This is a genomic window from Paracoccus aminophilus JCM 7686 (assembly GCF_000444995.1).
Lineage (GTDB): Bacteria > Pseudomonadota > Alphaproteobacteria > Rhodobacterales > Rhodobacteraceae > Paracoccus > Paracoccus aminophilus.
On record NC_022041.1, the window covers coordinates 2,961,544 to 2,987,234 of the forward strand.

Annotated in this window: 26 protein-coding genes; 15 read left to right on the forward strand and 11 right to left on the reverse strand. The window is 63.5% G+C overall.

Features of this window, described 5'->3' with window-relative positions:
* Positions 1-215: 215 nt before the first annotated feature.
* The gene (gene katG, locus JCM7686_RS14440; protein ID WP_020951552.1) at positions 216-2,447 is read right to left on the reverse strand and encodes a catalase/peroxidase HPI; all 2,232 of its coding nucleotides are present in this window, start codon (positions 2,445-2,447) and stop codon (positions 216-218) included.
* Positions 2,448-2,604: 157 nt separating this feature from the next.
* Here katG and JCM7686_RS14445 point away from each other — a divergent pair, with 157 nt between their 5' ends.
* The 3 genes from JCM7686_RS14445 (at position 2,605) to JCM7686_RS14455 (ending at position 5,499) form a co-directional block, all read left to right on the forward strand.
* Positions 2,605-3,513: a hydrogen peroxide-inducible genes activator gene (locus tag JCM7686_RS14445; protein ID WP_020951553.1), complete on the forward strand. Its 909-nt coding sequence runs from the start codon at positions 2,605-2,607 to the stop codon at positions 3,511-3,513.
* Positions 3,514-3,884: 371 nt separating this feature from the next.
* The gene (locus tag JCM7686_RS14450; RefSeq protein ID WP_020951554.1) at positions 3,885-4,478 is read left to right on the forward strand and encodes an alpha/beta hydrolase; all 594 of its coding nucleotides are present in this window, start codon (positions 3,885-3,887) and stop codon (positions 4,476-4,478) included.
* Positions 4,479-4,770: 292 nt separating this feature from the next.
* Positions 4,771-5,499, forward strand: coding sequence for a hypothetical protein (locus JCM7686_RS14455; protein ID WP_020951555.1), 729 nt, complete (start codon positions 4,771-4,773; stop codon positions 5,497-5,499).
* A gap of 70 nt (positions 5,500-5,569) precedes the next feature.
* On the opposite strand, the gene ade is transcribed toward JCM7686_RS14455, so the two are convergent.
* Positions 5,570-7,270 (reverse strand): adenine deaminase, encoded by a 1,701-nt coding sequence (gene ade / locus JCM7686_RS14460; protein ID WP_020951556.1) that lies wholly within the window; start codon positions 7,268-7,270, stop codon positions 5,570-5,572.
* 254 nt (positions 7,271-7,524) lie between these two features.
* On the opposite strand from ade, the gene JCM7686_RS14465 reads away from it, so the two are divergent.
* The 3 genes from JCM7686_RS14465 (at position 7,525) to sigJ (ending at position 9,397) form a co-directional block, all read left to right on the forward strand.
* Complete coding sequence (locus JCM7686_RS14465; RefSeq protein ID WP_020951557.1) at positions 7,525-7,881, forward strand: cupin domain-containing protein; 357 nt, start codon at positions 7,525-7,527, stop codon at positions 7,879-7,881.
* A 183-nt stretch (positions 7,882-8,064) separates the two neighbouring features.
* Positions 8,065-8,523 (forward strand): carboxymuconolactone decarboxylase family protein, encoded by a 459-nt coding sequence (locus JCM7686_RS14470; RefSeq protein ID WP_041527963.1) that lies wholly within the window; start codon positions 8,065-8,067, stop codon positions 8,521-8,523.
* The gene (gene sigJ, locus JCM7686_RS14475) at positions 8,513-9,397 is read left to right on the forward strand and encodes an RNA polymerase sigma factor SigJ (protein WP_020951559.1); all 885 of its coding nucleotides are present in this window, start codon (positions 8,513-8,515) and stop codon (positions 9,395-9,397) included. The genes JCM7686_RS14470 and sigJ overlap by 11 nt, the downstream gene beginning before the upstream one ends.
* On the opposite strand, the gene JCM7686_RS14480 is transcribed toward sigJ, so the two are convergent.
* Both JCM7686_RS14480 and JCM7686_RS14485 read right to left on the reverse strand, forming a co-directional pair.
* Positions 9,394-10,455, reverse strand: coding sequence for a hypothetical protein (locus JCM7686_RS14480; protein WP_051201579.1), 1,062 nt, complete (start codon positions 10,453-10,455; stop codon positions 9,394-9,396). The genes sigJ and JCM7686_RS14480 overlap by 4 nt on opposite strands.
* Positions 10,456-10,550: 95 nt before the next feature.
* Positions 10,551-11,561: a 2-hydroxyacid dehydrogenase gene (locus JCM7686_RS14485; protein ID WP_020951561.1), complete on the reverse strand. Its 1,011-nt coding sequence runs from the start codon at positions 11,559-11,561 to the stop codon at positions 10,551-10,553.
* Positions 11,562-11,653: 92 nt separating this feature from the next.
* Between JCM7686_RS14485 and JCM7686_RS14490 the strand changes: the two genes are divergently transcribed.
* Positions 11,654-12,256 carry an SH3 domain-containing protein gene (locus JCM7686_RS14490; protein ID WP_020951562.1) on the forward strand — a complete coding sequence of 201 codons (603 nt, stop codon included), beginning with the start codon at positions 11,654-11,656 and terminating at the stop codon, positions 12,254-12,256.
* Between the two features lie 77 nt (positions 12,257-12,333).
* Here JCM7686_RS14490 and JCM7686_RS14495 read toward each other — a convergent pair whose 3' ends face one another.
* The 5 genes from JCM7686_RS14495 to infC all read right to left on the reverse strand — a co-directional run bounded on the left by JCM7686_RS14495 (position 12,334) and on the right by infC (position 17,086).
* Entirely contained in the window at positions 12,334-12,792 is a 459-nt protein-coding gene (locus tag JCM7686_RS14495; protein WP_041527380.1) for a hypothetical protein, read from the reverse strand.
* Between the two features lie 17 nt (positions 12,793-12,809).
* Positions 12,810-14,846, reverse strand: a complete 2,037-nt coding sequence (locus JCM7686_RS14500; RefSeq protein ID WP_020951564.1) for a M3 family metallopeptidase — start codon at positions 14,844-14,846, stop codon at positions 12,810-12,812.
* Between the two features lie 83 nt (positions 14,847-14,929).
* Complete coding sequence (locus JCM7686_RS14505; RefSeq protein WP_020951565.1) at positions 14,930-16,003, reverse strand: HesA/MoeB/ThiF family protein; 1,074 nt, start codon at positions 16,001-16,003, stop codon at positions 14,930-14,932.
* A gap of 12 nt (positions 16,004-16,015) precedes the next feature.
* The gene (dut, locus tag JCM7686_RS14510) at positions 16,016-16,477 is read right to left on the reverse strand and encodes a dUTP diphosphatase (protein ID WP_020951566.1); all 462 of its coding nucleotides are present in this window, start codon (positions 16,475-16,477) and stop codon (positions 16,016-16,018) included.
* Between the two features lie 42 nt (positions 16,478-16,519).
* Positions 16,520-17,086: a translation initiation factor IF-3 gene (gene infC, locus JCM7686_RS14515; RefSeq protein ID WP_456238438.1), complete on the reverse strand. Its 567-nt coding sequence runs from the start codon at positions 17,084-17,086 to the stop codon at positions 16,520-16,522.
* Between the two features lie 258 nt (positions 17,087-17,344).
* Here infC and JCM7686_RS23565 point away from each other — a divergent pair, with 258 nt between their 5' ends.
* The 6 genes from JCM7686_RS23565 to JCM7686_RS14545 all read left to right on the forward strand — a co-directional run bounded on the left by JCM7686_RS23565 (position 17,345) and on the right by JCM7686_RS14545 (position 22,694).
* On the forward strand, positions 17,345-18,175 hold the full coding sequence (locus JCM7686_RS23565; protein WP_020951568.1) for a hypothetical protein: 831 nt from the start codon (positions 17,345-17,347) through the stop codon (positions 18,173-18,175).
* The gene (locus JCM7686_RS14525) at positions 18,172-19,152 is read left to right on the forward strand and encodes a glycosyltransferase family 2 protein (RefSeq protein ID WP_020951569.1); all 981 of its coding nucleotides are present in this window, start codon (positions 18,172-18,174) and stop codon (positions 19,150-19,152) included. The genes JCM7686_RS23565 and JCM7686_RS14525 overlap by 4 nt, the downstream gene beginning before the upstream one ends.
* A 127-nt stretch (positions 19,153-19,279) precedes the next feature.
* Positions 19,280-19,789: a bifunctional 3-hydroxydecanoyl-ACP dehydratase/trans-2-decenoyl-ACP isomerase gene (gene fabA / locus JCM7686_RS14530; RefSeq protein WP_041527381.1), complete on the forward strand. Its 510-nt coding sequence runs from the start codon at positions 19,280-19,282 to the stop codon at positions 19,787-19,789.
* Between the two features lie 21 nt (positions 19,790-19,810).
* On the forward strand, positions 19,811-21,037 hold the full coding sequence (gene fabB, locus JCM7686_RS14535; RefSeq protein ID WP_020951571.1) for a beta-ketoacyl-ACP synthase I: 1,227 nt from the start codon (positions 19,811-19,813) through the stop codon (positions 21,035-21,037).
* Between the two features lie 17 nt (positions 21,038-21,054).
* Entirely contained in the window at positions 21,055-21,843 is a 789-nt protein-coding gene (locus JCM7686_RS14540) for an enoyl-ACP reductase FabI (protein WP_020951572.1), read from the forward strand.
* A complete protein-coding gene (locus JCM7686_RS14545; protein WP_020951573.1) occupies positions 21,843-22,694 on the forward strand; it encodes an alpha/beta fold hydrolase in 852 nt (283 codons plus the stop codon). The genes JCM7686_RS14540 and JCM7686_RS14545 overlap by 1 nt, the downstream gene beginning before the upstream one ends.
* A 23-nt stretch (positions 22,695-22,717) precedes the next feature.
* On the opposite strand, the gene JCM7686_RS14550 is transcribed toward JCM7686_RS14545, so the two are convergent.
* Entirely contained in the window at positions 22,718-23,623 is a 906-nt protein-coding gene (locus JCM7686_RS14550; RefSeq protein ID WP_020951574.1) for a LysR substrate-binding domain-containing protein, read from the reverse strand.
* 106 nt (positions 23,624-23,729) lie between these two features.
* Here JCM7686_RS14550 and JCM7686_RS14555 point away from each other — a divergent pair, with 106 nt between their 5' ends.
* Complete coding sequence (locus tag JCM7686_RS14555) at positions 23,730-23,969, forward strand: hypothetical protein (protein ID WP_020951575.1); 240 nt, start codon at positions 23,730-23,732, stop codon at positions 23,967-23,969.
* A gap of 89 nt (positions 23,970-24,058) precedes the next feature.
* Here JCM7686_RS14555 and JCM7686_RS14560 read toward each other — a convergent pair whose 3' ends face one another.
* Complete coding sequence (locus tag JCM7686_RS14560) at positions 24,059-25,261, reverse strand: pyridoxal phosphate-dependent aminotransferase (protein ID WP_041527382.1); 1,203 nt, start codon at positions 25,259-25,261, stop codon at positions 24,059-24,061.
* A gap of 108 nt (positions 25,262-25,369) precedes the next feature.
* Here JCM7686_RS14560 and JCM7686_RS14565 point away from each other — a divergent pair, with 108 nt between their 5' ends.
* On the forward strand, positions 25,370-25,612 hold the full coding sequence (locus JCM7686_RS14565) for a succinate dehydrogenase assembly factor 2 (RefSeq protein ID WP_084621170.1): 243 nt from the start codon (positions 25,370-25,372) through the stop codon (positions 25,610-25,612).
* Positions 25,613-25,691: the final 79 nt, after the last annotated feature.

Here is a 25,691-nt window from a genome sequence, read left to right on the forward strand (position 1 = left end):
GTGCTACAGGATGTTTATGTCTTCGATAACCCCTCTTCGCACGGCACCTCGACCATCGGCAGCCAGGCGCCGCACCAGGACGGCAAACCCATTTCTTCATCAGACAAATACCCACCGCGACCGCGACACCCGCGATCACGGCGGCATAGGGGCCGAACAGGCAAAGCCCCGCCATATCCGGACGCCGCGACCGGCGGCGTCCGAAGCAGCAAGCCTCAGCCCAGATCGGTGCGATCTGCGTTCATCACCTTGTTCCAGGCCGCAACGAAATCCTTCAGGAACTTCGCCTTGCTGTCGGCCTGAGCATAGACCTCGGCGACCGCGCGCAGGATCGAGTTCGAGCCGAAGACCAGATCGACCCGCGTCGCGGTCCAGCTCTCGGCACCGGTCTTGCGATCGCGGCCGGTGAAGGTCACGGCCTCGGCTGAATCCGGCGTCCAGACGGTGCCCATATCCAGCAGATTGGTGAAGAAATCCGGGGTGAGCTGCCCCGGCCGGGTCGTCAGAACGCCCTGACGGCTGCCGCCATGATTGGCGTCCAGCGCGCGCAGGCCGCCGACCAGAACCGTCAGCTCGGGCGCGGTCAGCCCCAAAAGCTGGGCGCGGTCGATCAGCATTTCTTCGGCCGGAACCGCATATTGCTGACGCTGCCAGTTGCGGAAGCCATCTGCTTCGGGCTCAAGCGGCTCGAAGCTTTCGGCATCGGTCTGCTCTTGCGTGGCATCGGTGCGACCCGGCACGAAAGGCACGCGCAGGTCTTCGCCCGCTGCCTTCGCGCCTGCCTCGATCCCGGCAGCGCCGCCAAGCACGATCAGATCGGCCAGTGAGACCTTTTTGCCGCCCGCAGCGCCCGCATTAAAGCCGGATTGGATGCCCTCGAGGACGCCCAGAACCTTGGCCAGCACCTCGGGCTGATTGACCGCCCAATCCTTCTGCGGCGCCAAGCGCAGACGCGCGCCATTGGCACCGCCGCGCAGATCCGAGCTGCGGAAGGTCGAGGCCGAAGCCCAGGCGGTCGAGACCAGTTCGCCAATGCTCAACCCCGAAGCCAGAATCTCGGCCTTGAGACGCGCAATATCGGCCTCATCGATCAGCGCATGATCGACAGAGGGAACCGGATCTTGCCAGATCAGATCCTCGGCCGGCACGTCCTTGCCAAGATAGCGCCCCTTCGGCCCCATGTCGCGATGGGTCAGCTTGAACCAGGCACGGCCAAAGGCATCGGCAAATTCGTCCGGATTTTCAAAGAAATGTCGGGCGATCGGCTCATAGATCGGATCGGCCCGCAGCGCGAGATCCGAGGTCAGCATCGAGGGCGCCACCCGCTTGCCCAGGATATGTGCATCCGGCACGGAATTCGCGCCCATGCCATGTTTCGGCGTCCATTGCTTGGCGCCCGCCGGGCTCGTGGTCAGCTCCCATTCATAGCCGAAGAGGTTCCACAGGAAGTTGTTCGACCATTTCGTCGGTGTCGAGGTCCAGATCACCTCAAGCCCCGAGCCGATCGTGTCGGCCGCATTGCCGGTGCCCTGGCTGTTCTTCCAACCGAGCCCCATCTGCTCGATCGGCGAGGCCTCGGGATCGGGCCCGACCTGCGCCGCATCGCCCGCGCCATGGGTCTTGCCAAACGTATGGCCGCCCGCGATCAGCGCGACGGTCTCGTAATCATTCATCGCCATGCGCGCGAATGTCTCGCGGATGTCACGCGCCGAGGCCAGCGGATCGGGATTGCCGTCCGGCCCCTCGGGGTTCACATAGATCAGCCCCATCTGCACCGCTGCCAGCGGATTATCGAGATCGCGCTCGCCCGAATAGCGGTTGTGCCGGTTGGTCGGATCATTGCTCGGCGCCAGCCAGCGATCCTCGGCGCCCCAATAAATGTCCTCCTCCGGCGCCCAGACATCTTCACGCCCGCCGCCGAAGCCGAAGGTTTTGAACCCCATCGAATCCAGCGCGACATTGCCCGCGAGAATGATCAGATCGGCCCAGCTCAGCGCATTGCCGTATTTCTGCTTCACCGGCCACAGCAAGCGGCGCGCCTTGTCGAGGTTGACGTTGTCGGGCCAGCTGTTGAGCGGCGCGAAACGCTGCGTCCCGCTGCGCGCGCCACCGCGCCCGTCGGCGGTGCGATAGGTCCCGGCGCTGTGCCAGGCCATGCGGATGAAGAAGGGCCCGTAATGACCCCAATCGGCCGGCCACCACTCCTGGCTGTCGGTCATCAGCGCGGTCAGATCCGCCTTGACCGCATCGAGATCCAACGCCTTGAAGGCGGCAGCATAATCGAAATCCGGATCCATCGGATTTCCCTTGCGATCATTCTGATGAAGGATCGAGATGTTCAGCGCATTCGGCCACCAATCCTTGTTGGCGCGGCCCTGACCGCTGACAATCGGATTGCTGCCATGCATCACCGGGCATTTACCCTTCGGCGCGTCATTTCCGTCCATGTCGTTCTCCTCTTGGCTCCGGGCAAGCCGCCCTTAGCGAATACATCTGGGCCGAAAACCGGGACGAAGCCGGTCAGCCGTCGCGCGACTCAAGTAGTAGCATCGCATTTTCATCAGAAGAATTTGTATTTTCTGATTGCTTCGATAATATTACCTGATGACAAATCTCACCCTCAAACAACTCCGCTACTTCGAGGCCCTCGCGCGCCACGGCCATTTCGGTCGCGCTGCCGATGATTGCGCGATTACCCAACCGGCGTTGTCGATGCAGATCAAGGAACTCGAGGAAAGTCTTGGCAACCCGCTCTTCGAACGCGCGCCCCGGGCGATTCGCCTGACCCGCTTCGGCACGCTTTTCGCCGAACGCGCCCGCAAGATCCTGCGCGAGGTCGAAGAGCTCGAAGATCTCGCCCGCATGGCCGGAGACCGGCTCTCTGGCGCGCTGCGCCTCGGGGTCATCCCAACGGTCGCCCCCTATCTGCTGCCGCGCATCATCGCCAAACTTGGCGTCAGCCACCCCGAGATCGACCTCCACCTGCGCGAAACCACCACCCCGAAACTCCTGCAAGAACTCGGTGAGGGCAAACTCGACGCCGCCATTATCGCTTTGCCGGTCTCAGAGCCCACCCTGACCGAGACCCCGCTCTTTCGCGAAAACTTCGTCCTCGTCCGCCCCGAGGCAGATCGCGGCCGTCCGGTGCCAACTCCCGACAACTTGCGCAAAATGCGCCTCCTGCTGCTCGAAGAAGGCCATTGCTTCCGCGATCAGGCGCTGTCCTTTTGCGATATGTCCGATCACCACCCGCGCGAAATGCTGGACGGAAGCTCGCTCGCGACCCTGGTCCAGATGGTCGGCGCAGGCATCGGCGTCACCCTCATCCCAGAGATGGCGGTGCCGGTCGAAACCCGCTCCGCCGCCGTCGCCGTCAGCCAGTTCAGCGAACCCCGCCCCTCACGCCTCATCGGCATGGTCTGGCGCAAGACCACTCCGCTCGCACCCCAACTCGCCAGCATCTGCGAAACCGTGCGCCAGGCCACGACGCCACTCCCGAACACCGCAGCTTGACCAGGCCGTACGGACAGACCCGCGCCTTCTTCATCACAAAAATACCCAAAAAGCCGTGCCAAAGGCGTGCCCGAGGCCCGGTTTCTCCGACACCCAGCCACGGCATTTTCGCGCTTCCGGGCAGGCCCGATCAACCGCTCCGTCACTCCGAAGCGACTAAGATCGCGAACAAAATCGCTCAGCGCCCGTTGCATCCGGTCGAAAGGATCGCGCTCCGGCCGCCAGTCGAGAAACTCCCCATCGATGAACACCCGGCCAGCCCATAGATCAACGCGCGGCGCGACAGCACCGCCCCCCACGCGGGGCTTGATCACGGCGCAGGCATTGCCCATCTCGGGCAGGCCTCGTCTTATGCCGTCAGGGATTGCACCATGAGCTATGAATTCGCCCAAACCTCAGGTCAGGACGGCGCGCCGCTGATTTTCACCTTCCACGGCACCGGCGGCGACGAGCATCAGTTTCATGGGCTCGCCCAAAAGCTCTGGCCGGGCGCGCATGTGATCTCGCCCCGCGGAGACGTGTCCGAATATGGCGCGGCGCGCTATTTCCGCCGCAAGGCCGAGGGCGTCTATGATATGGAGGATCTCGCGCGCCGCACCGAGACCATGGCCAAGTTCATGGCGGAAGAGACCCAGCGCAGCGGTGCCCCGCGCGTGATCGCTCTGGGCTATTCGAACGGCGCGAATATCCTCGCCTCGGTCCTCTTGACCCATCCCGAGATCGTCACTGACGCCATATTGCTGCATCCGCTGATCCCCTGGCAGCCTGCGCCGCAACCGGGGCTGCAGGGGCGCCGAGTTCTGGTAACCGCCGGGCGTCACGATCCGATCTGCCCCCCTGCCGAGACCGAGCGTCTGAACCGCTATCTCGGCGAGCAGGGAGTCGCCTTGACCGAGTTCTGGACCAATGGCGGCCACGGGATCGAGCGAGAGGAAATCGCGGCGGTTGCGGATTTCCTGAAATAATAAGGCCGTCACATCGGGGCGCCTTCATTCGCCCCGATGCTGGGCGCGACAATGCCCGTCATCCATAAAGCGAGCGGCCGCAGATCCATTAATCCTTTACGGGATCATCGGCACAAACAGGCCGATCCGGACCGAAAGTTCGGCAAGAAAAGGCTGCTTGATGATCGCAAATCTTTGTTACCGCAGTTCTGGTTGCGCGGCGATCGAAGATCGTATTTCTCCCTCGAAAACATATTTCCTCCGCTCATCTGATTTCGGCGGGTGTCCGTTAGATTGCGCCCGATAGGTTAAAATGACAGCCAGAACCCAAGCAAGACTGATTCCAAACCCTGTCGGTGACTACAACCCAATCCCCCAATACGGCCCCGTCAAAACATATCGAAGCCTCGTGATCGGCGGCACGAAGATGTCCGCCCTTCTTTGGCCAAAGAACACGCTCACCCAAGGGACATCGAGCCAGCGCGGCGGGACGACAGCAACCAATCTGAAAGCTGCAATCTCGGCGCTGAAAGCGACAGATGACAACAAATACTGGATTGCCGGCCATCTGCTCAATGCGGAAATGGGCGGTCGCGGAGAAGAGCAAAGAAACCTCACGCCCTTGACCGGCGTCACCAATCAATCCCATGCCAGATTTGAAGGAGTGATCAAGAATGCTTTGGTCACACTCGATCGAACCTATTCAGAATCTCTGCGAGACAATGAGATCGATTCATTCTGGAGCGCACAATATTCTGTCTCTGTTCACGGGAATTACCATGACACCAATTCCCAGTATCAAGAGTACAATATGGCTCCAGAATATATCTCGCTTGAATTCAAATATTTTCGATTGAAGAAAACCGGACCAAGGATCTTGCTTTATGGCGGTTGGAGTTCGCTTTTCCCCCATCGGCACCTGTCTCATTTTGACCTCCGTTCGAATAATTATCGAGAGCTTTCGAAGACCGCCGGTGTCAGCGATTTTCAAATTCTCGACGGCACCAACTCTGGCTTCCGGGCGAAGATCTATAATATCTGAGATCTTCGCCCGCCATGCTGTCGCGAACCCGGGTGCAGATATAGGGAGCCATCGCGACCCGCGCGCTGCCTCAGCCCGGAATGATCTCGAATTTCTCGACATCGACCATGCCGCGGTCGGTGATCTTCAGCGCGGGGATCACCGGCAGCGCGAGGAAGGCGAGTTGCAGGAAAGGCTCTTCCAGCGTCACGCCAAGGCTATGGGCCGCCTCACGCAGCTTGACCAGCCGCGCGCGCACTGCCTCGAACGGATCAAGGCTCATCAGCCCGGCGACAGGAAGCGGCAGTTCAGCCAGAATCTTGCCGGCTTCGGTGACGACGAAACCGCCCTCGATCTCGCTCAGCCGGTTCGCGGCTAGGGCCATATCGTCGTAATCCGCGCCGATCACCGCGATATTGTGATGGTCATGGCAAACGGTCGAGGCAATCGCGCCGCGTTTGATCCCGAAACCCTTGACGAAACCCGTGGCGATATTGCCGTTCTTGCCGTGCCGCTCGATCACTGCGATGCGCATCAGATCGCGGGCGGGATCGGGGCGTTTGTCGCCATCCTCGATCGCGATATCTTCATAAAGATGCTGGGTGATGATCTTGCCTTCCATGATGCCGATGACATCGGTGGTGGCGTGATTGGCGCTGTTGCGGAAATCGCGGGCCGTGACTTTCGGCGCCTTGACCGAGTGGCGCCCGATCTCGGGCAGGGTCTCGCGCGCAGCCAAAGCCGCCTCATCGACGACGCGGCCCGCCGCAAGGACGAGCTGCGCGTGGCAACCTTCAAGGCTATCAATCGCCACGATATCGGCGCGCAACCCCGGCGCAATCAGCCCGCGATCCTTCAGGCCAAACGCCTCGGCGGCCGAAAGCGATGCCGCGCGATAGGCGGCGAGCACCGGCGTGCCCAGCGCGATCAGGCGGCGGATCATGTAATCGAGGTGACCATGTTCCGCGATATCAAGCGGATTGCGGTCATCAGTGCACAGGCACAGATAGGCGCTGGTGCGCTCGGTCAGAAGCGGTTGCAGCGCATCGAGATCTTTCGAGACCGAGCCCTCGCGGATCAGGACGCGCATGCCCTTTTGCAGCTTCTCGCGCGCTTCTTCGGCGGTGGTCGCCTCGTGTTCGGTGCGGATGCCCGCCGCGATATAGGCGTTGAGATCGCGGCCCGAGAGCTGCGGGCAATGGCCGTCGATATGGCCGCCCCGAAACAGCTCAAGCTTGGCCATCGCGCCCGGATCGCGGTGGATGACGCCGGGATAGTTCATGAATTCAGCTAGCCCGATCCCCGAGGGATGGCCGCGCAGGGGCGCGAGATCTTCGGCCTCGATCCGCGCGCCGGTCGTCTCCATCTCGGTCGAGGGCACGCAGGAGGAAAGCTGGACGCGTAGATCCATCAGCAGGTGCTCAGAGGCTTTCTGGAACCAGCGAATGCCCTCGGTGCCGATGACATTGGCGATCTCATGCGGATCGCAGATCGCCGTGGTGATGCCGCGCGGCGTGACGCAGCGGTCGAATTCATGCGGCGTGATCAGGCTGCTTTCGACATGGAGATGCGTGTCGATGAAACCCGGCACGAGGATCAGCCCCGAGACGTCAATGACCCTTTTGCCCTCATAGGCCCCACAGGTCCCCACGATCCGGTCGCCGGTGATCGCGACATCGCCCTCGAGGAGATCTCCGGTGACAAGATCGAAAACCCGCCCGCCGCGCAGGACAAGATCGGCTGGCGCTTCGCCGCGTGCGGTTGAAATAAGGGCGGAAAGCGGGGTGGTCATGGTCTTATCCTTTGCGCTTTCGCCCCTTCATAGCGCGGGAATGCGGAAAGGAGAACTGATCCTGTGCGGGGGCTCTGCCCCCGGCCCTGACGGGCCTCCCCCGGGGTATTTTCGTGACGAAGAAAGCGGAAGCCCGGGCGGCTACGACTTAAGGCCGGGCTGATTGGGGGGGAGGCGGCGGCTAGGCTTGGGAAGGGAATTTTACCTACAGGAATGTTTGTGACGCGCGGCATGCGCTCAGAGGAGGAACGCAGATGGCGATCAAGAAATTCGGGACCTACAAGGCTCCTAACGTCGCACCGATCACCGAGGATCTGGACTGGTGGACCCCGGTCGAGGGCAAGCCGACGATGAAGACCTGGATCGAGAATGCGACGGCGGACGGGCAGTATCTGACCGGCTATTGGGAGGCCACGCCGGGCAGCTACCGCGTCACCTACGGCGTCGATGAATTCATCCATATGTTCGAAGGCAAGGTCACGCTGACCGCCGATGGCGAAGCGCCCCAGCATTTCCAGGCGGGCGACACGTTCCAGATCGAAAAGGGCTGGACCGGCATCTGGAAGACCGAAGAGACCGTGCGCAAGTGCTTTGCGATTCGCGTGAGCTGAGCGGTTTCATCTGACGACGATTTTTGGGCGGGTGGCTTGCGGGTCGCCCGCCCTTTTCATTGGGCCCTCATGCAACTTCTGCGAGGGCGCGGGTGTTTTCTTTGGCTGTCGGACGGGGTGGCTGTCACAACTGGCGCGGCTGGCTCGTCTTATGGGGGTAGCGATCTTTCAAGGACGACGATGATGAGCACCCGTTTGAATTATTACCGCGCCTCTCCTGCCGCGATGAAGGCGATGATGGCGATTGAAGAGGCCACCAAAGGGCTGAGCATTCCGCTGGCGTTGCGCGAATTGGTGAAGATGCGCGTCTCGCAGATCAATGGCTGCGCCTATTGCCTGAACATGCATGCCCCGGATGCGCGGGCGGCTGGGGTCTCGCAGCAAAAGCTGGACGTGCTGGCGGCCTGGCGTGAGAGCCCGGCCTTTGATGCGCGCGAGCGGGCGGCTTTGGCTTGGGCCGATGCGCTGACCCGGCTGGAGGCGAGCGGGGCGCCCGACAGCGATTATGCCGCAGTGGTCGAGGTATTCAGCGAGACCGAGGTGGTTGATCTGACGCTGGTCATCAATGTCATCAACGCCTGGAACCGCTTTGCCGTGGGCTTCCGCTCGCAGCATCCGGTGGCGCAGGACCATGCCGCCTGATCCGCAGGCAGCGATTTTCGAAGGTGAGCGGCGTCGGTTGATGGCGCTCGCCTATCGCATGACCGGCTCGGTCGCGGAGAGCGAGGATCTCGTCCAGCAGGCTTGGCTGCGCTTTGCACAGGCGGAGGGTGTTGAGGATTCGGCGCGCTGGATGAGCACGGTGGTGACGCGGCTCGCGTTGGATCATCTCAAATCGGCGCGGGTGCGGCGCGAGGCCTATGTCGGGGCTTGGCTGCCCGAGCCCATTCTGAGCGACGCCGCGCCCGATGCCGAGGCGGGCTGGATCGTCACCGAAGAGGTCGGGATCGCGTTGGTGTTGATGCTTGAGCGGCTGACGCCCGAGATGCGCGCGGCGTTTTTGCTGCGCGATGCCTTCGACTATGGCTTTGACGAGATCGGCGCGGTTTTGTGGCGCAGCGAAGCGGCATGCCGCCAGCTGGTCTCACGCGCCCGCAAACGGCTGATCGGGGTCGAGCCGGTCGCCGCGCGCCCCATAGCCGAGGCCGCCCCGATCGTCACCGCCTTTTGGCGTGCGAGCCGCGAGGGCGACATGCAGGCTTTGCTCGATCTTTTCGCCGAGGAGATCGAGGTTCATACCGATGGCGGCGGCAAGGTCACGGCGGCGATCAATGTGCTGCAAGGCCGCAGGCGGGCGGCGCAGCTCTTCGCCGGGATCGCGCGGAAATGGCCGATGCCGGAGCGCCCCTGCCCGCCCTTGTGCCGCATCAACGGCTCGCCGGGTTTTGTCTCGACCGAGCGCGGCGGCATCCGCCAAACCACCGCCCTGGAGATCCGCGAGGGCCGGATCACCGCGATCTGGATCATGCGCAACCCCGACAAGCTGCGCCATCTGCCCGAGGCACCCGCAGGTTAGAGAGTTTTGCTATAGCGCCGCAGCCGCCGGTTCGTGCGCGCAAGAAGATGCGAGATCTGGGCCGAGACCAGCGCCGCGAGCCAGCCCACGAGTCCCGCCAGCACCTGAAAGGCCTCATGGGTGACGCGCAAAGTCAGGCGCAGGAATTTGCTTTTGCCCGCCAGTTTCAGATAACCCGCCGTCTGCTCGCCCAGCGCGTCACTCGCGCGCGCCATCTTGCGCAGATCATTGAGATCATCGGTCTTGCCGAGCAGATAGAGCCCCTGACGCGGGCCGGTGCGGGCGACCATCTCTCCGGTCGCGCTGGCCAGATCGACCGCCGGGCGCAAGGCGTCCATCCGCACCACGCCGCGCAGATCGCTGATGCCGCGCACGGCGGGCAAGGCGGCCCAGTCGATGCCCTCTGCCGCCGCGCGGCGCAGGATGCGGGTCAGCCCCACCGGAATCTTTCCGGCGAGATGGGCGAATTTCAAAAACCCCGCCCCCGCTTTCACGGTCAGCGAAGAGCCACCGCTGGCGAGCGCGAGCCCAGTTGCGCCCAGACCCACGACCGACAGCGTGGCGTCGATCTGATCGACCTCTTCGCCGCTGGCATAGGCGATCCCCGCCCGCGAGATCCCGGCAATATCGCCGATGGGCGTCAGATTGACGGCGATTCCGCAGATCATCGCGGTATTGAGCTCGCAACTCGCGCTATTCCAAGCGCAGCGCGCGCAAGAGCCCGCCGTGTGCAGGATCGAGTGATCCGCGTCATAAGTCTCGGTGATGCGGGTCTGAAGCTCGGGGGAAAGCGTGATCCCCTGCGCGGTGGCGATCTCGGTCAGGCTATTGATGACGATCCAGTCGCGCGGATCATTGGCCAGCTCTTCTGACAGCGCGGCCTCGAGGCGCGGCTGAGGGGCATCGCCAAGCGTCGCCCGCGTCATGGCGGCGCTGAGTTCCGACCCCGTGCGCTCGATCAGCCAGCGCCCACCGAGCGAGGTCGAAATCTGCCACAGCCCATGCGCGGAAAAGGCGAGAAACCCCAGTGCGACGACGGCAAGGATGAAGCGCAGCACCCGCCCGAAAAGGCGTCTGCCGCGCGACGAGTCGCTGGAGGGGTATCTGGGCGGAGCGACCAATGGGCGCTCTGCCCGCAACTCACGCATTTGGCTCAGAAGCTGTTCGGCAAGACCTGATCCGGCGGGCGATGGCCATCGGCAAAGGTCTTGATGTTGATGATGACCTTCTCGCCCATCTCGGCGCGGCCCTCGACGGTCGCCGAGCCCATATGCGGCAGCAGGACGACATTCGGGAGTTCGCGCAGGCGCGGGTTGATCTCGTGGCCATGCTCGAAGACATCGAGGCCCGCGCCCGCGATCTCTCCGGCGCGCAGCATCCGGGTCAGCGCGTTTTCGTCGATGACCTCGCCGCGCGAAGTGTTCACGATCACTGCCGAGGGCTTCATCAGCTTCAGGCGGCGCGCATTCATCAGATGGAAGGTCGAGGGCGTATGCGGCGCGTTGATCGAGAGGATGTCCATCCGGCTCACCATCTGATCGAGGCTTTCCCAATAGGTCGGCTGAAGCTCGGCCTCAATCTCGGGGCGCAGGCGACGGCGGTTGTGGTAATGGATCTGCATCCCGAAAGCATTGGCGCGGCGCGCGACCGCCTGACCGATGCGGCCCATGCCCAAAATGCCAAGGCGACGCCCGCCGACGCGCCCGCCCAGATGCGAGGTCGGCGACCAGCCGCTCCAGCGGCCCGCCTGCATCTCAGCCATGCCTTCGGGCAGGCGGCGGGTAACCGCGAGAATCAGCGCAAGCGCCATATCCGCCGTATCTTCGGTGACAACGCCGGGCGTGTTGGTGACCAAAATGCCACGCTGCCGCGCCGAGTGAACGTCAATGTGATCGACCCCCGCGCCATAATTCGCGATCAGCTTCAGCCGCTCTCCGGCCTGCGCCAGCATATTCGCGTCGATCATATCCGTCACCGTCGGCACCAGAACGTCGCAATCCCGCATGGCTACAGAGATTTCTTCACGCGACATGCGCCGATCATCCTCGCGCAGCACGACATCAAAGAGCTCTGACATCCGGGTCTCGACCGTCTCGGGCAGCTTGCGCGTGACGGCCACCTTCAGGCGAGTGCGGGACGGATTGGTCGCATATGGTGCAGTCATGGCGGCTCCTCTCTTCCAATGCCGGGCGGCTTTTGGCAAACTGCCCATGATGCGGGGCAGAGACAAGACCCCGAACAAGGCAGGACGGGCAAATGATTCTATTTAAGGCACGGCTGGCTCTGGCTTTGCTGATGCTGACGGCGGTTCCGCTTTCGCTTCCGGGTGCCGCGAGCGCCCAAAGCGATTCCTCGGAGGCGACGGTCGAGGCCATCGAGAATCAGAACATCGCTCCCAGCGCGGGAACCGAGCAGATGCAACGCGATCCCGATCGGGGACCGGTGACCAATCTGCCGTTGCCGCGCTATGTCAGCCTCAAGGGCAGCGAGGGCAATGCCCGGCGCGGTCCTTCGCTGTCGCATCGCATCGACTGGGTCTTCCGTCACCCCGGGATGCCGCTGCGCGTTGTCGCCGAATTCGGCCATTGGCGCCGGGTCGAGGATCAGGATGGCGCGGGCGGCTGGGTCCATTACGCGCTCTTGTCGGGCGTGCGCACGGCGATCGTGCAAAAGGATATGCTCGAACTTCTGGCGCGCCCGGATGAAAACGCCTCTGTCGTGGCGCGGGCCGAGGCCGGCGCAATCGTCCGCCTGCATGAATGCAACAAAAGCTGGTGCCGAATTTCAGGCGGCGGCGAAAAGGGCTGGGTGCGCAAATCCGATATCTGGGGCGTCGATGCCAATGAGCTGCGCGACTAAGCCGCGCCTCCCAAATCGAGATAAAAAAACAGCCGGAGAGCAATCTCCGGCTGTTTTGTTTTGCGCAGAGCCCTGTCTCAGAGCTGGTTGCGCGGCTGGCTGAGGACCGGCTGGGTGTTGCTGGACGCTTCAGCGCGCGAGCACTGGTAATAGGTCGCGGTTTTGCGATCCTCGGTCACGCGCAGAACGCCCGGACGCGATTGCAGGTCGATGATGCGGTTGGTCGGACCATGACCACCGTTACACGACAGCGTCACCTGCGTGCGGTTCACCTGCTGCTGGGAATTGGCAACGGTGCAGCTTGCACCAACACCCGGGAAGTTGAAGTTGTTGCCGTCGATGATCAATGCGGTCTTGCTGGCCGGATTGCCGCAATCGCTGGCGCGCAGATCATAGGTGCCGTTCAGCGCGTTGGATTGGGCGATGGGGCCAGGGGTCGGTTCCGGCGTGGCAGGGGCGACTTTGTCGCAGGCAGCAACAGCACCGACCAAAGCGAGGGCTGCCAGCGGAAGCATGAGTTTCTTGGTGAAGACCATTCGAATTCTCCCTTCTGTCAAGAACGCGCGGTTTCCAGACCGCGTCCTCTCAACAAAGCGTGAACCCCCGGTTTTCGTTCCCGAAATTTTAGCCAAAGTTCGTCTGCGGGCAGGGAATCGCCTTTCGACAGGATCCATTGTTCCAATTTTGCCGCAGTCTCGGGATCGAAGGCATCGCCCTTTTCCATGAAGGCCTCGAAGGCGTCGGCATCCATGACCTCGGACCACATATAGCTGTAATACCCCGAGGAGTAGCCGTCGCCCGAGAAGACATGCGCAAAATGTGGGGTGGCATGGCGCATCGGGATCGCGGCAGGCGCGCCCAATGCCGCAAGCACCTCGGCCTGTTTCGCCATCGGATCGGCGGCAGGCTCGCCCCGGTGGAAGGCCAGATCGACCAAGGCGCTTTCGAGATATTCGGTCGTGGCAAATCCCTGATCGGCATTGCCGGCCGCAATCATGCGATCGCGCAGCGCGGCGGGCAAAGCCGCGCCGGTCTCGGCATGGCGGGCATGGCGGTCGAGCACTTCGGGCTGTTCCAGCCAATGCTCGTAAAGCTGGCTCGGCAGCTCGACGAAATCGCGCGCGACCGAGGTGCCCGACATTGAGGGCCAGGTCACATCCGACAGGATATTGTGCAGCGCATGGCCGAATTCGTGGAAAAGCGTATGGGCATCGTCCCACGACAAATAGGCCGGAGCGCCGGGCTGTTCGGGCGGGGTGAAGTTGCAGATGTTCATGACAATGGCGCGATGACCGCCGCCGATCTTGTCCTGCTGGGTCAACGTCGAGCACCACGCGCCCGAGCGTTTCGACGGCCGCGCGAAATAGTCCCCGACGAAAATCGCCATCAGCTTGCCGTCGCGCGTGATCTCCCATGCGCGGGCCTCGGGCACCCAAAGCGGCGCCTCGAATTCACGGAACTCCAGTCCGAAAAGCCGGGTCGCCGTGTCAAAGACCGCGCCGATCATCGCCTCGAGATTCAGGTAAGGCTTCACCTCGGCCTCGTCGATCTCATGCTCGGCGCGGCGGCGGCGCTCGGCATAGAAGCGCCAGTCCCAAGGTTCCAGTGCGCCGTTAACGCCATCCGCATGCAGCGCCTGAGTGAAGGCCTCGGCGTCCAGATTGGCGCGGGCGACGGCGGGCTTCCAGACCTGCATCAGCAGATCCTCGACATTCTGCGCGGTCTTGGCCATCTCGGGATCGAGCTTATAGGCCGCGAAATCGGCATAGCCCAAAAGCTGGGCGCGCTCATGGCGCAGCGCCAAAATCTCGGTGACGAGCGGCAGGTTGTCGGTCTTTTCGCCGCCCGCCCCAGCCCCCGAACCACGCGCGCCCCAAGCCCGCCACGCGACCTCGCGCAGCGCGCGATCCTCGGCATATTCAAGAAACGGCACGATCAGAGAGCGGTTGAGCGTCACGACCTGCCCCGCCATGCCGCGTTCCTTGGCCGCCGCCCGCATCGCGCGCAAAAGCCAATCGGGCAGACCGGCAAGCTTGTCATCGGCGACCGACATGACGAAATCGCGCTCATCGGTCAGCACGTTTTGGGTGAAATCGGTGGTCAGAACCGCCAGCCTTTCGCGAAGCGCGGCCATGCGCTCGCGGTCGGCCCCGGTCAGCGCCGCCCCCGCCCGGCGCAACCCACGCAATGTCAGCTCGGTCAGGCGGCGATCCTCGGGGGCGAGCCCCTCGGCCGTCTCTGCCACCGCCTGCACGCGTGCGAAGAGACGCGGGTCCATGCTGATTTTCGAGCCATGCGCGGCCAGACGCGGCGCGATCTCGCGTTGCAGCTTTTCGCGCGCCGGATTCGAATCGACTCCGGTCAGCGTGTAGAAAATCGCGCAAAGCCGGTTCAGCCCCTCTTCCGAGGTCTCGATCGCGGCGATGGTATTGGCGAAAGTCGCGGGTGCCGGATTGGCGGCAATCGCTTCGGCAGCCGCTTCGGCGTCAGTCAGGCATTGATCGAAAGCGGCGGGGAAATCCTCGTCCTTGATCAGATCGAACCGGGGCAGACCCTGCGGACCGGACCAATGGGTGATTTCGGGATTCATCGCGATCTCCTTGATGGGCGGGGCTTTCCCCTTTGCTCAAGGATGTAACCCGCAGGCGCGGCTTGGCAAGGGCGGCAGGCCCCTCAGAGATGCACGCCGCCGCAAACCGGGCAACCTTCGCGGCGGCGGATGGTGATCGTGCGCGTCTCGCCCCAGAGCCCGTCGAAAATCGTCATGCGCCCGCGCGACACGGCGCCCGCGCCGGTGATCGCCTTGATCGCCTCGAGCGCCATCATCGAGCCGATCACGCCCGGCAAAGCCCCGACCACGCCCGCTTCGGCGCAAGAGGGCGCAAGGCCGTCGGCGGGTGCCTCGGGGAAGAGGCAAGCCATGCAGGGCGCGCCGCGCGCCGGGTCCCAGACGGTGAGCTGCCCCTCCCATTGCGCAATCGTGCCCGAGACCAGCGGCACGCCCGCCGCGACGCAAGCCGCATTGATCGCCTGCCGCGCGGCGAATGTATCAGTGCCGTCGAGCACCAGATCGAAGCCGCCGATCAGCGGAGCATCCTCGGCGGTGACGAAGCGCGGCAAGCTCGTGACCTCGACATGCGGGTTCAGCGCGGCCAGCGCCGCGCGACCGGCCTCGACCTTGGGCGCCCCGGCGTCGCTGCTGCGAAAAAGGATCTGGCGTTGCAGGTTCGAGATGCTGACATGATCGGCATCGGCCAAGGTGATCCGGCCAAAGCCCGCCGCCGCCAAATAGAGCGCAACCGGAGAGCCAAGCGCCCCCGCCCCCACGATCAGCACATTGGCGCGGCGCAGCTTGGCTTGGCCCGGGCCGCCGATCTCGCGCAGGACCATATGGCGGGCGTAGCGGTCCAGTTCGTCATCAGCAAGCAGAGCTTGCGGCCTGGGCGTCGCATTGGGAGCGCTTTCAGGATGGGGAGAGGTCCCGCCCGTCACCACCGGAACGGCCGCGCGATGGGCCAGTCCGACCAGACGGCGATAGGCCAGCACCAGAGCGACGATCACGCCGCCCATCACCCAGGCTTCTGGCCCGCCGCCGATGGCATGGGCGAGGCGGCTATCCGGTTGCAGCAGCTGCACAGCGATCACGCCAAGCCACAGCCCCAGCGCCGCGAGCCACAGATAAAGCGCGCGCAGACCGAAAAACCGGCCCGCCGCCCAGATGGCAAGAAAGAGGAACAGGACGAGCATAGCCCGCCCTCGTCAGCCGCGCCCGGTCGAGCCGAAGCCGCCAGCCGCGCGGTCAGAATCCGAAAGCACCTCGGCCATGACATAGCTTGCGCGCGTGACCGGGGCGATCACCGCCTGCGCGATCCGCTCGCCATGTTTGACAAGGAAGGTCTCGCGGCCAAGGTTGATCAGGATCACGCCCAACGGGCCGCGATAATCGCTGTCAATCGTGCCCGGCGCATTCGGCAGCGAAATGCCATGTTTCAACGCCAGCCCAGAGCGGGGGCGAAGCTGCATTTCATAGCCTTCGGGAATTTCGACGCGAAGTCCGGTCGGGATCAGCTTGATCTCACCGGGCGCCAGCGCAATCTCACCGCCGCCCAGATCGGCGCGCAAATCCGCACCGGATGCGCCTGCGGTCTGATACTCCGGAAGCGGAAGCGAGGGGTCGGCCCCCTCGTCGCGCATGACCAAAATCCGAACTTCCGGCATCATGCGCCTTCCCTTCCAAGTCTGTCGTCGTCGATGGTCCCGCCCTTATTTGGGCGAGATCATCATCACCATCTGGCGGCCTTCGAGCTTCGGCATCGACTCGACCTTGCCATTCTCGCCGACATCGGCCGAGACGCGGTGCAGCAGTTCAAGACCGAGCTGCTGGTGCGCCATTTCGCGACCGCGGAAGCGCAGGGTGATCTTCACCTTGTCGCCTTCTTCAAGGAACTTCAGCACGCTGCGCATCTTGACTTCGTAGTCATGGGTATCGGTCCCGGGACGGAACTTGATTTCCTTGACCTCGATGATCTTCTGCTTCTTGCGTGCCTCGGCCTCGCGCTTTTGCTGTTCATATTTGAACTTGCCGAGGTCCATGATCTTGCAGACCGGCGGCACGGCATTGGGCGAGATTTCGACCAGATCGAGACCCGCGGCCTCGGCCAGCTCGATCCCTTTTGCCGGGGTCACAACCCCGACGTTCTCACCATCCGCACCGATCAGGCGAATTTCCGGGACGCGGATTCGTTCGTTGACGCGGGGGCCGGTGTCACGGACGGGCGGTGCGTTATGCGGTCTGCGAGCTATGGTAGTGTTCCTTAGATGGTTGAGAATCTGTTGGGTTTAGATAGCGATCAGTGCCTGTGCTTTCAACCTGTTTCCGTGGTCTTTCGCGCCTTTTACTGGCGTTTTGGCGGCCTCCTGCGTGCAGGTATCGCGCGGGTGCATCGCGGGCGTGCACCGATCCGAGCCACGATCCTCCGATGCGGCGCGGTCTCTGCCGTCAAGCGGACTTTCCCGATGACGCCGCCCATGCGATAGAGGGGCGAACCCGCCCCGGTTGAAGCCGGGCCCGTCGAGGAGTGCGCGCCGATGTCCCGTTTCCTGACGCTTGCCGTCATCCTCATTCTCGCGCTTGGTGGCGCCTGGGTCTGGACCGAGGGCGACATCAGCCGCGCCACTCGGCTGATCGACACGGTCTTCCAGAAGGACGGCTCTGAGCAGAACGGCCTCCAGCAAGATGGCCAGATCGCGGCAGAGCCGGGCGACGGCACGCCGCAGGAGGGCACGGCCAACGTGCCCGCCGCCCCGGTTCCGGCGCCCATCACGGCCGCGCGTCCTGCTCCGGCGCCTGCCCCACAGGCCACGGCTCCGCAAGCCTCTGCCCCGCAACTTAGCCCTCAAGGGGCCGAAGGTGCCGCAGCTTCTGCCGCCGACCGGGCAGCGGATGCGGCTGCGATTGCAGTGGATGCGGCGGCGTCCGCCGTGGCCGCCGCGCCGTCAAGCTCGGCTGCGCGCGATGCCGAAGCCGCAGCGGAAACCGCAATCCGGGCCGCTGATCGCGCAGCAGCCGCAGCCGAAACGCTGGCCGAGACCCCCAAGCCGGAAGCTGCCGCCGCCATCGCGCGCGCGGCGAACGACACGGCAACCGCCGCCGCGGTCGCCGCAGGGCAGGCCGCCGACCGAGCCACAGACCAGGCCGCGACCCCGTCCCCAGATCAATCTGCGGGCCAATCTGGCGGGCAAACCGACCCATCGGGCGCGGATCAGCCTTTCGACCGCGAGAAGGTTCTGGCGCTGATTGCGGCCTCAGATCTGCCCGAAGCCCAGAAAAGCCAGCTGCGCGCCAAGATTGACGCGGCGGGCGACAAATCCGATGCGCTGATCAATGCGCTTGAAGAAGCCAAGGCCTCCCTGCAATGACCTCGACGACCATTCAATCTGCGACCCCATCCGAGATCCAGCCCGCTCTGAGCACCCCGGCCGCGCCGCCGTCCACGCGCCCGGCAGCGCCGACAACCCCGCCGCCGCATCTCGACTTCTCGGCTTTTTTGGCCGGGCCGACGCTCAAGAAGGTGAAGGGGCCGGTGGCGATTATCCTGATCGAGGATCCGGCGGCGGTTTCGGCGACGATCGCGCATCATCTGAAACTGGGCTTTCCGGTGATCCTCGTGCTCTCGGACGATCCCCTGCCCGCAAGTGTGCTGCCGCCCGAGGCCGTTGACCGGGTCTTCAGCCTGCGCTTCCCGGCCCGCCAGCCGAATTCCCATGTCCCGGCGGTCAATGCGGTGATTGCCGCCGTGCCGGACCGGAGCTGGCTTTACTACTGCTACAATGCCGAATTCCTGTTCTTCCCCTTCTCGGATTCGCGCAGCATCGGCGAGATGCTGACCTTTCACGCCGAAGAGCGGCGGCGGGCGATGCTGACCTATGTCGTCGATCTCTATCCGCCCCGGATCGAGCATTTTCCCGAGCGGATCGACCTCGACCAAGCGATGTTTGACCGGACCGGCTATTACGCTTTGGGTCGGCCGGACCGCTTCGGCGGCTTTCACGAACGCCAGCTCGATTTCTTCGGCGGCCTGCGCTGGCGCTTTGAAGAGCACCTGCCCGCAGATCGCCGCCGCATCGACCGAATTGCGCTGTTTCGCACCGAGCCGGGGCTGAAGATTCTGGCCGATCACCGCTTCAATGACGAGGAATACAACACCTACGCCTGCCCCTGGCACCACAATCTGACCGCCGCGATCACCTCGTTTCGGGTCGCGAAGGCCTTGGCGCGCAACCCGGGATCGCGCGCGGCGATCCGTGACTTTACCTGGGGGAACTCGCGGACCTTCGCCTGGAATCCGCAGCAGCTCATGGATCTTGGGCTGATGGAACCGGGGCAGTGGTTCTGATACAGGATTTTCTGCGCTATCCTGCCTCGGTCGCGAGACTTGCACCTAAAGGATACAGGGTGATAGACGGGAGCGCATCATTCCCATGGGGGCCAACCCCCATCCCAGACGACAGGCAGGCACATATATGACAATGACCCGGACCAGTTTCGACAAGGAAGCCCTGCTGGCCTGCTCGCGCGGGGAGCTCTTTGGTCCCGGAAATGCTCAGCTTCCCGCGCCGCCGATGCTGATGATGGATCGCATCACCGATATTTCGGGCGACGGCGGCCTGCATGGCAAGGGCCATGTCGTTGCAGAATATGATATCAACCCCGAGCTGTGGTTCTTCGAATGCCATTTCCCGGGCAATCCGATCATGCCGGGCTGCCTTGGCCTTGACGGCTTGTGGCAGCTCACCGGCTTCAACCTCGGCTGGCGCGGCTGGCAGGGTCGTGGCTATGCGCTTGGCGTCGGAGAGGTTAAACTGACCGGGATGGTCCGTCCGGACCGCAAGATGCTGCGTTATTTCGTTGACTTCACCAAAGCGATCCAGACCCGCCGCCTGACCATGGGCGTGGCCGATGGCCGCGTCGAAGCGGATGGCGAGACCATCTATGAAGTCAAGGACATGAAGGTCGCCCTTTCGGCAAGCTGACCTGAGAAGAAGGAGGACACCATGCGTCGCGTGGTTATTACCGGGCTGGGGATCGTCTCGCCCATCGGCAACAATGCCTCCGAGGTGCTCGACAGCCTGCGGCATGGCAAATCCGGCATTTCGGCAGCCCCGGAATATGCCGAGCTTGGCTTTCGCAGCCAGGTTCACGGCATGCCCAAGATCGCGGTTGAGGATCACATCGACAAGCGCAACCTGCGCTTCATGGGTCCGGGCGCGGCTTACAACTTCATCGCCATGGAGCAGGCTATTGCCGATGCCGGGCTTGAGGAAAAAGACGTTTCGAACGAGCGCACCGGCCTGATCATGGGCTCGGGTGGGCCGTCGACCTCGAATCTCTTCGAGGCCCATAAGATCACGCTGGAAAAAGGCGCGCCGAAGAAGATGGGGCCGTTCATGGTCACCCGCGGCATGTCCTCGACCAATTCGGCTTGTCTCGCGACGCCCTTCAAGATCAAGGGCGTGAACTATTCGATCACCTCGGCCTGTTCGACCTCTGCGCATTGCATCGGCAATGGCGTCGAGCAGATCCAGATGGGCAAGCAAGACATCGTCTTCGCGGGCGGCGGCGAAGAGCTCCATTGGACGCTCTCCTGCCTCTTTGACGCGATGGGCGCGATGTCGTCGAAATATAACGACACGCCCGAAACCGCCTCGCGGCCCTATGATGTCACCCGCGACGGCTTTGTCATCGCAGGCGGCGGTGGCGTCGTCGTTCTCGAAGAGCTGAGCCATGCGCTGGCGCGCGGCGCCAAGATCTACGGCGAAGTCACCGGCTACGGCGCGACCTCGGACGGCTATGACATGGTTGCCCCCTCGGGCGAAGGCGGCGAGCGCTCGATGCGTCTGGCGCTTGCGACGCTTGGCGAGCGCAAGGTCAATTATGTCAACGCCCATGGCACCTCGACCCCGGTCGGCGATATCGGCGAGGTCGAAGCGATCCGCCGTGTCTTCGGCGCAGACAAGATGCCGAAAGTCGCCTCGACCAAATCGCTCACCGGCCATTCGCTTGGCGCGACCGGCGTGCATGAGGCGATCTATACCCTACTTATGATGCAAAATGGCTTCATCGCCGCTTCCGCCAACGTCACACAGCTTGACCCGGCGCTGAAGCCAGAGGAAATCGCACTGGAACGCATCGACAATGTCGAGTTCGACACGGCTCTGTCCAACAGCTTCGGCTTTGGCGGGACCAATGCGACGCTCGCCATGTCTGTCTACCGTGATTGATCGAGAAGGGTGAGGCCATGACCGAACTGCTCAAGGGAAAACGCGCTCTGGTCATGGGAGTCGCGAATGACCGCTCCATCGCCTGGGGCATTGCCAAGGCCTTGCATGAGGCGGGGGCAGAGCTTGCCTTTTCCTATCAGGGTGAAGCTTTCGGCAAGCGGGTCGAACCGCTGGCCGCCTCGCTTGGCTCGGATTTCCTGATTGATCTCGATGTCGTCGATGACGCCTCGCTCGATGCCGGTTTTGCCGAGATCGAGAAGCGTTGGGGCAAGTTCGACATTCTGGTCCATGCCATCGCCTTCTCGGACAAGAACGAGCTGACCGGGCGTTTCATCAACACGACGCGCGACAACTTCAAGAACTCCATGACGATCTCGTGTTTCTCGCTGATCGACGTGGCGCGGCGCGCGCATGGGCTGATGAATCCGGGCAGCTCGATCCTCACGCTGACCTATGCCGGCTCGAACCGGGTGACGCCCTACTACAACGTCATGGGCGTGGCCAAGGCAGCGCTGGAATCGGCGGTGCGCTATCTGGCCAATGACCTCGGCCCCGAAGGCATTCGCGTCAATGCGATCAGCCCCGGCCCGATGAAGACGCTGGCAGGCGCGGCCATTGGCGGCGCACGCAAGACCTTCCGCCACACCGAGGCGAACGCGCCCCTGCGCGCCAATGCCACGCTGGAGGCGATTGGCGGCACGGCGGTCTGGCTGAGCTCGGATTGGGGTGCCTGCACTACGGGCGAGACCATTCTGGTCGATGGCGGCTACCACGTTCTCGGTATGCCGCAATCGGAAAACCTCTGATGGAGACGCGCCATTACCTCGCAGCCGATGGCGCCCGACTTGCTTACAGCGATGAGGGCGAAGGGCTGCCGGTTTTGGCGCTCTCTGGCCTGACCCGGACGGGTCGGGACTTCGACTATCTCGCGCCCCATCTCAGGAACATCCATCCCGCGGGCGTCCGGCTGATTCGCCCCGATTATCGCGGGCGCGGCGGCTCGGATTGGACCGGGGCGGCGAGCTATACCGTTCCGCAAGAGGCTCAGGACGCGCTGCGGCTGCTCGACGAGCTCGGGATCGAGAAAGCGGCGGTGCTTGGCACCTCGCGCGGCGGGCTGATCGGCATGTTCCTCGCCGCGACCGCCAAGGACCGGATGCTCGGCCTTGCGCTGAACGATGTCGGGCCGGTGCTCGAGCGCGCGGGCCTTGAGAAGATCATGGATTATGTCGGTCGCAATCCCGCCGCAAAGACCCATGTCGAGGTCGCGGTGAAGATGCCGAAGCTGATGGCCGGTTTCGCCCATGTGCCGGAAACCCGCTGGTTTCAGGAATCGCAACACCATTACATCGAGACACCCGAGGGGCTGCGGATCAACTACGACCCCGAGCTGCGCACCTCCTTCCTCGAAGCCTTCAAGGTCAGCCCGCTGCCCGAGGTCTGGCCGCTCTTTGACGCGGCCGAGGGCCTGCCTCTGGCGCTGATCCGGGGCGCGAATTCGGATCTGCTGTCCGAGGCGACCGCCGATGAGATGCGCCGCCGTCGCCCCGACATGATCTTCGCCGAAGTGCCCGACCGCGCACATATTCCCTTCCTCGACGAGCCCGAGGCGCTTGCCGCGCTCGAAAGCTGGCTTGCGGCGGTGGCTAAGGCGTAGCTGCGGCTAGGGCGTAGCGGTGGCTAAGGCGTAGGGCTCGCCTCCAACTCGGCATTCTCGCGCTCGATTTCATCGAAGAGAAAACTGCGAAACTGGCGAATTGCCGGGCGGTTGCGGCTGGTCGTCGGATAGACCAGCCAATGGGCAAAGCCATTGGTGGTCGTCAGGCTGAACGGCTGGATGAGCGAGCCGGTCGCCAGCTCGAAGCGGAAAAAGCGTGGGGTCAGCATCGCGACCCCCTGCCCCGCCACCGCGGCGCGCCCCTCATTGACCTGACTGCCCAGCCCGAGCCCCGGAATCGGCACGAGCTCGGGATAACGGACGCCTGCCTTGCCCATCCAGACTCCCCAATCGGGATTGCCGCTGTCGATGATCGGCAGCTTCAGCAGATCCTCGGGCACGCGCACCCCGGCTTCTTCGGCCAGACGCGGCGAGAGCATCGGCGTGATCGTATAGTCAAAGAGCAAATGGCTCTCGACGCCGGGCCAATCGCCCTTGCCGTAACGGATCGCCGCATCGAAATCGTCGCGGCTGAAATCCATCATCCGATCCGAGGATTCCAGCCGCAGCGCGAGCTCGGGATGGGCGAATTGGAACTTGCCCAGCCGCTGGCTCAGCCAATGGGTCGCGATGCTGAGCGGCGTGGTGATCGCGAGCGTGGTGTTGCGACCCTCGGTCGGGGCATAGGTCTCACGCAAGAGATCGAAGGCCTCGGTCGTCGGCCGCGCCAGCTCTTCACCCAGACGGGTCAGGCGGACCTCGCGCGGGCGGCGCAGAAAGAGCGGCCCGCCCAGACGCTCTTCGAGCAGCCGGATTTGGTAGCTGACGCCCGCTTGCGTCATGCCAAGCTCTTCGGCGGCGCGGGTAAAGCTGAGGTGACGCGCAACGGCCTCGAAGGCACGGATCGCGGCAAGGGGCGGAAGATGCATAAGTCCTCCTTATGGCCGCTTATCGGGGTTTGGTTGGTCAGCCAGCCCATAACGTAGCATTCTGTGTTCATCGATCAACAAGGCAATTCGCCTGAGGAGATGAGACATGAACGCGATCACGCAGAAAAGCGCTCGCAGCGCGTCACCTTTCGTCGCCCGGCTGCTGGAACGGCTGCACGACTGGCAGGCGCGCCGCGCCTACCGGAAATCGCTGGCTTTGGTCCCCGAAGATCTGCGCTGGGACGTTGGCCTTGATGGCGGCGCCGAGCTTGAAGCTCTCGATTTCAGCCGGGGTCGGAGCTTCGACCATCTGAGCCGACCGGTGCCAGCGCCCCGCTTCTTCTGACCGGTCCACCGCGACCGGACTGGCCCTCCCTGGCCGGACTGGGCGCCCCCGAGAGGAGGCGCCCTTTTTCGTCGGACCAATAGCTCCGCTTATTTCAACCCTTCGCAGAACCCTTTGATCCGCGCGCAGGCATCGGCGAGAATCTCGTCCGAGGTCGCATAGGAAATGCGGAAGCAGGGCGAGAGGCCGAAGGCCGCGCCAAAGACCACCGCAACCCCGGTCTCGTTCAGAAGCGCGGTCGCGAAGGCTTCGTCGTCGGCGATCAGCGTGCCACCGGCCGAGGTCTTGCCGATCAGGTGGTGGATCGAAGGATAGACATAGAAGGCGCCTTCGGGTTTCGGGCAGGTGATTCCGGGGCAATCGCGCAGCCCGGCCACGACCAGATTGCGGCGACGCTCGAAGACCGCGCGGCTTTCCGCGATGTAATCCTGCGGCCCTTCCAGCGCGGCCAAAGCCGCATATTGGCTGATCGAGCTCGGGTTCGAGGTCGATTGCGATTGCAGCTTGCTCATCGCCTTGATCAGGATCTCGGGCGCGGCGCCATAGCCGATGCGCCAGCCGGTCATGGCATAGGCTTTCGAGACGCCATTCATCGTCAGGACGCGGTCCTTCAGCTTCGGCTCGACCTGCGCGATCGTCCAGAATTTGAAATCGTCAAAGACGAGATGCTCATAGATGTCATCGGCGAGCACCCAGACATCGGGATGGCGCAGCAGCACATCGGCGAGCCCTTGCAGATGCTCGCGCGTGTAGCCCGCCCCGGTCGGGTTCGAGGGCGAGTTCAGGATCACCCATTTGGTCTTGTCGGTGATCGCCGCCTCAAGCTGCTCGGGCGTCAGGCGGTAGCCGTTCTGCATCTCGGTCTCGACCGCGACCGGCGTGCCGCCCGCGAGGAGGACCATATCGGGATAGCTCACCCAATAGGGCGCGGGAATGATGACCTCATCGCCCGGGTTCAGCGTCGCCATCAGCGCATTGTAAAGGATCTGCTTGCCGCCAGTGCCGACGGTAACCTGCGCGGGCGTGTAATCGAGCCCGTTCTCGCGCTTGAACTTGGCGCAGATCGCCTTTTTCAGCTCGGGAATGCCATCGACCGCCGTGTAACGGGTATGGCCCGCATCGATCGCGGCTTTGGCGGCCTCGCGGATATGCGCGGGCGTGTCGAAATCGGGCTCACCGGCCGAGAGGCTGATGATGTCACGACCTTCCGCAGCCAATTCGCGGGCGCGGTTGGTGATGGCGATGGTCGGCGAGGGTTTGACGCGGGCGAGCGTCTGGGACAAAAAGCTCATCGGACATTCCTGCAACTGATGCGGCTCTCTTCTAGGCCCGCGCGGCGATGCAGGCAACCGGGGCAAGAAAGCGTGACCGAAGAAGAAGCAAGACTGAAGCGGCTGTCGATGCGCAGCTGGCGGCGCGGCATGAAAGAGATGGATCTGATTCTCGGCCCGTTTTCGGACAGCGAACTCCGCAGCCTGACGCCGGAAGATCTCGATCTTTACGAGCGTTTGCTCGAAGAAAACGATCAGGACCTCTACCCGTGGATCACCGCGCGGACGCGGGGAGAGCATCCCGGACCCGAGGGGCTTGAGCCCCTGCTCGACCGGGTTGCGGCCTTCTCGCTTAACCGTTTGAGAACCTAGTTCGACGTTTGTCACAGAAATTTCGTGGCAATTAACTGAAGATTGGGGAAATTGCGGCAGATTGATCCGTGACTGAACT

Bases quoted from the DNA above. Each gene is read 5' to 3' on its own strand.
- JCM7686_RS14555 (WP_020951575.1), top strand. From the start codon at position 23,730: ATGAACGCGATCACGCAGAAAAGCGCTCGCAGCGCGTCACCTTTCGTC.
- JCM7686_RS14560 (WP_041527382.1), bottom strand. From the start codon at position 25,261: ATGAGCTTTTTGTCCCAGACGCTCGCCCGCGTCAAACCCTCGCCGACC.
- JCM7686_RS14485 (WP_020951561.1), bottom strand. From the start codon at position 11,561: ATGACTGCACCATATGCGACCAATCCGTCCCGCACTCGCCTGAAGGTG.
- JCM7686_RS14540 (WP_020951572.1), top strand. From the start codon at position 21,055: ATGACCGAACTGCTCAAGGGAAAACGCGCTCTGGTCATGGGAGTCGCG.
- JCM7686_RS14445 (WP_020951553.1), top strand. From the start codon at position 2,605: ATGACAAATCTCACCCTCAAACAACTCCGCTACTTCGAGGCCCTCGCG.
- JCM7686_RS14545 (WP_020951573.1), top strand. From the start codon at position 21,843: ATGGAGACGCGCCATTACCTCGCAGCCGATGGCGCCCGACTTGCTTAC.
- JCM7686_RS14490 (WP_020951562.1), top strand. From the start codon at position 11,654: ATGATTCTATTTAAGGCACGGCTGGCTCTGGCTTTGCTGATGCTGACG.
- JCM7686_RS14565 (WP_084621170.1), top strand. From the start codon at position 25,370: ATGCGCAGCTGGCGGCGCGGCATGAAAGAGATGGATCTGATTCTCGGC.
- JCM7686_RS14495 (WP_041527380.1), bottom strand. From the start codon at position 12,792: ATGGTCTTCACCAAGAAACTCATGCTTCCGCTGGCAGCCCTCGCTTTG.
- dut (WP_020951566.1), bottom strand. From the start codon at position 16,477: ATGATGCCGGAAGTTCGGATTTTGGTCATGCGCGACGAGGGGGCCGAC.
- JCM7686_RS14470 (WP_041527963.1), top strand. From the start codon at position 8,065: ATGAGCACCCGTTTGAATTATTACCGCGCCTCTCCTGCCGCGATGAAG.
- katG (WP_020951552.1), bottom strand. From the start codon at position 2,447: ATGGACGGAAATGACGCGCCGAAGGGTAAATGCCCGGTGATGCATGGC.
- fabB (WP_020951571.1), top strand. From the start codon at position 19,811: ATGCGTCGCGTGGTTATTACCGGGCTGGGGATCGTCTCGCCCATCGGC.
- JCM7686_RS14450 (WP_020951554.1), top strand. From the start codon at position 3,885: ATGAGCTATGAATTCGCCCAAACCTCAGGTCAGGACGGCGCGCCGCTG.
- JCM7686_RS14525 (WP_020951569.1), top strand. From the start codon at position 18,172: ATGACCTCGACGACCATTCAATCTGCGACCCCATCCGAGATCCAGCCC.
- JCM7686_RS14505 (WP_020951565.1), bottom strand. From the start codon at position 16,003: ATGCTCGTCCTGTTCCTCTTTCTTGCCATCTGGGCGGCGGGCCGGTTT.
- ade (WP_020951556.1), bottom strand. From the start codon at position 7,270: ATGACCACCCCGCTTTCCGCCCTTATTTCAACCGCACGCGGCGAAGCG.
- JCM7686_RS14465 (WP_020951557.1), top strand. From the start codon at position 7,525: ATGGCGATCAAGAAATTCGGGACCTACAAGGCTCCTAACGTCGCACCG.
- JCM7686_RS14455 (WP_020951555.1), top strand. From the start codon at position 4,771: ATGACAGCCAGAACCCAAGCAAGACTGATTCCAAACCCTGTCGGTGAC.
- JCM7686_RS14550 (WP_020951574.1), bottom strand. From the start codon at position 23,623: ATGCATCTTCCGCCCCTTGCCGCGATCCGTGCCTTCGAGGCCGTTGCG.
- JCM7686_RS23565 (WP_020951568.1), top strand. From the start codon at position 17,345: ATGTCCCGTTTCCTGACGCTTGCCGTCATCCTCATTCTCGCGCTTGGT.
- sigJ (WP_020951559.1), top strand. From the start codon at position 8,513: ATGCCGCCTGATCCGCAGGCAGCGATTTTCGAAGGTGAGCGGCGTCGG.
- JCM7686_RS14500 (WP_020951564.1), bottom strand. From the start codon at position 14,846: ATGAATCCCGAAATCACCCATTGGTCCGGTCCGCAGGGTCTGCCCCGG.
- fabA (WP_041527381.1), top strand. From the start codon at position 19,280: ATGACAATGACCCGGACCAGTTTCGACAAGGAAGCCCTGCTGGCCTGC.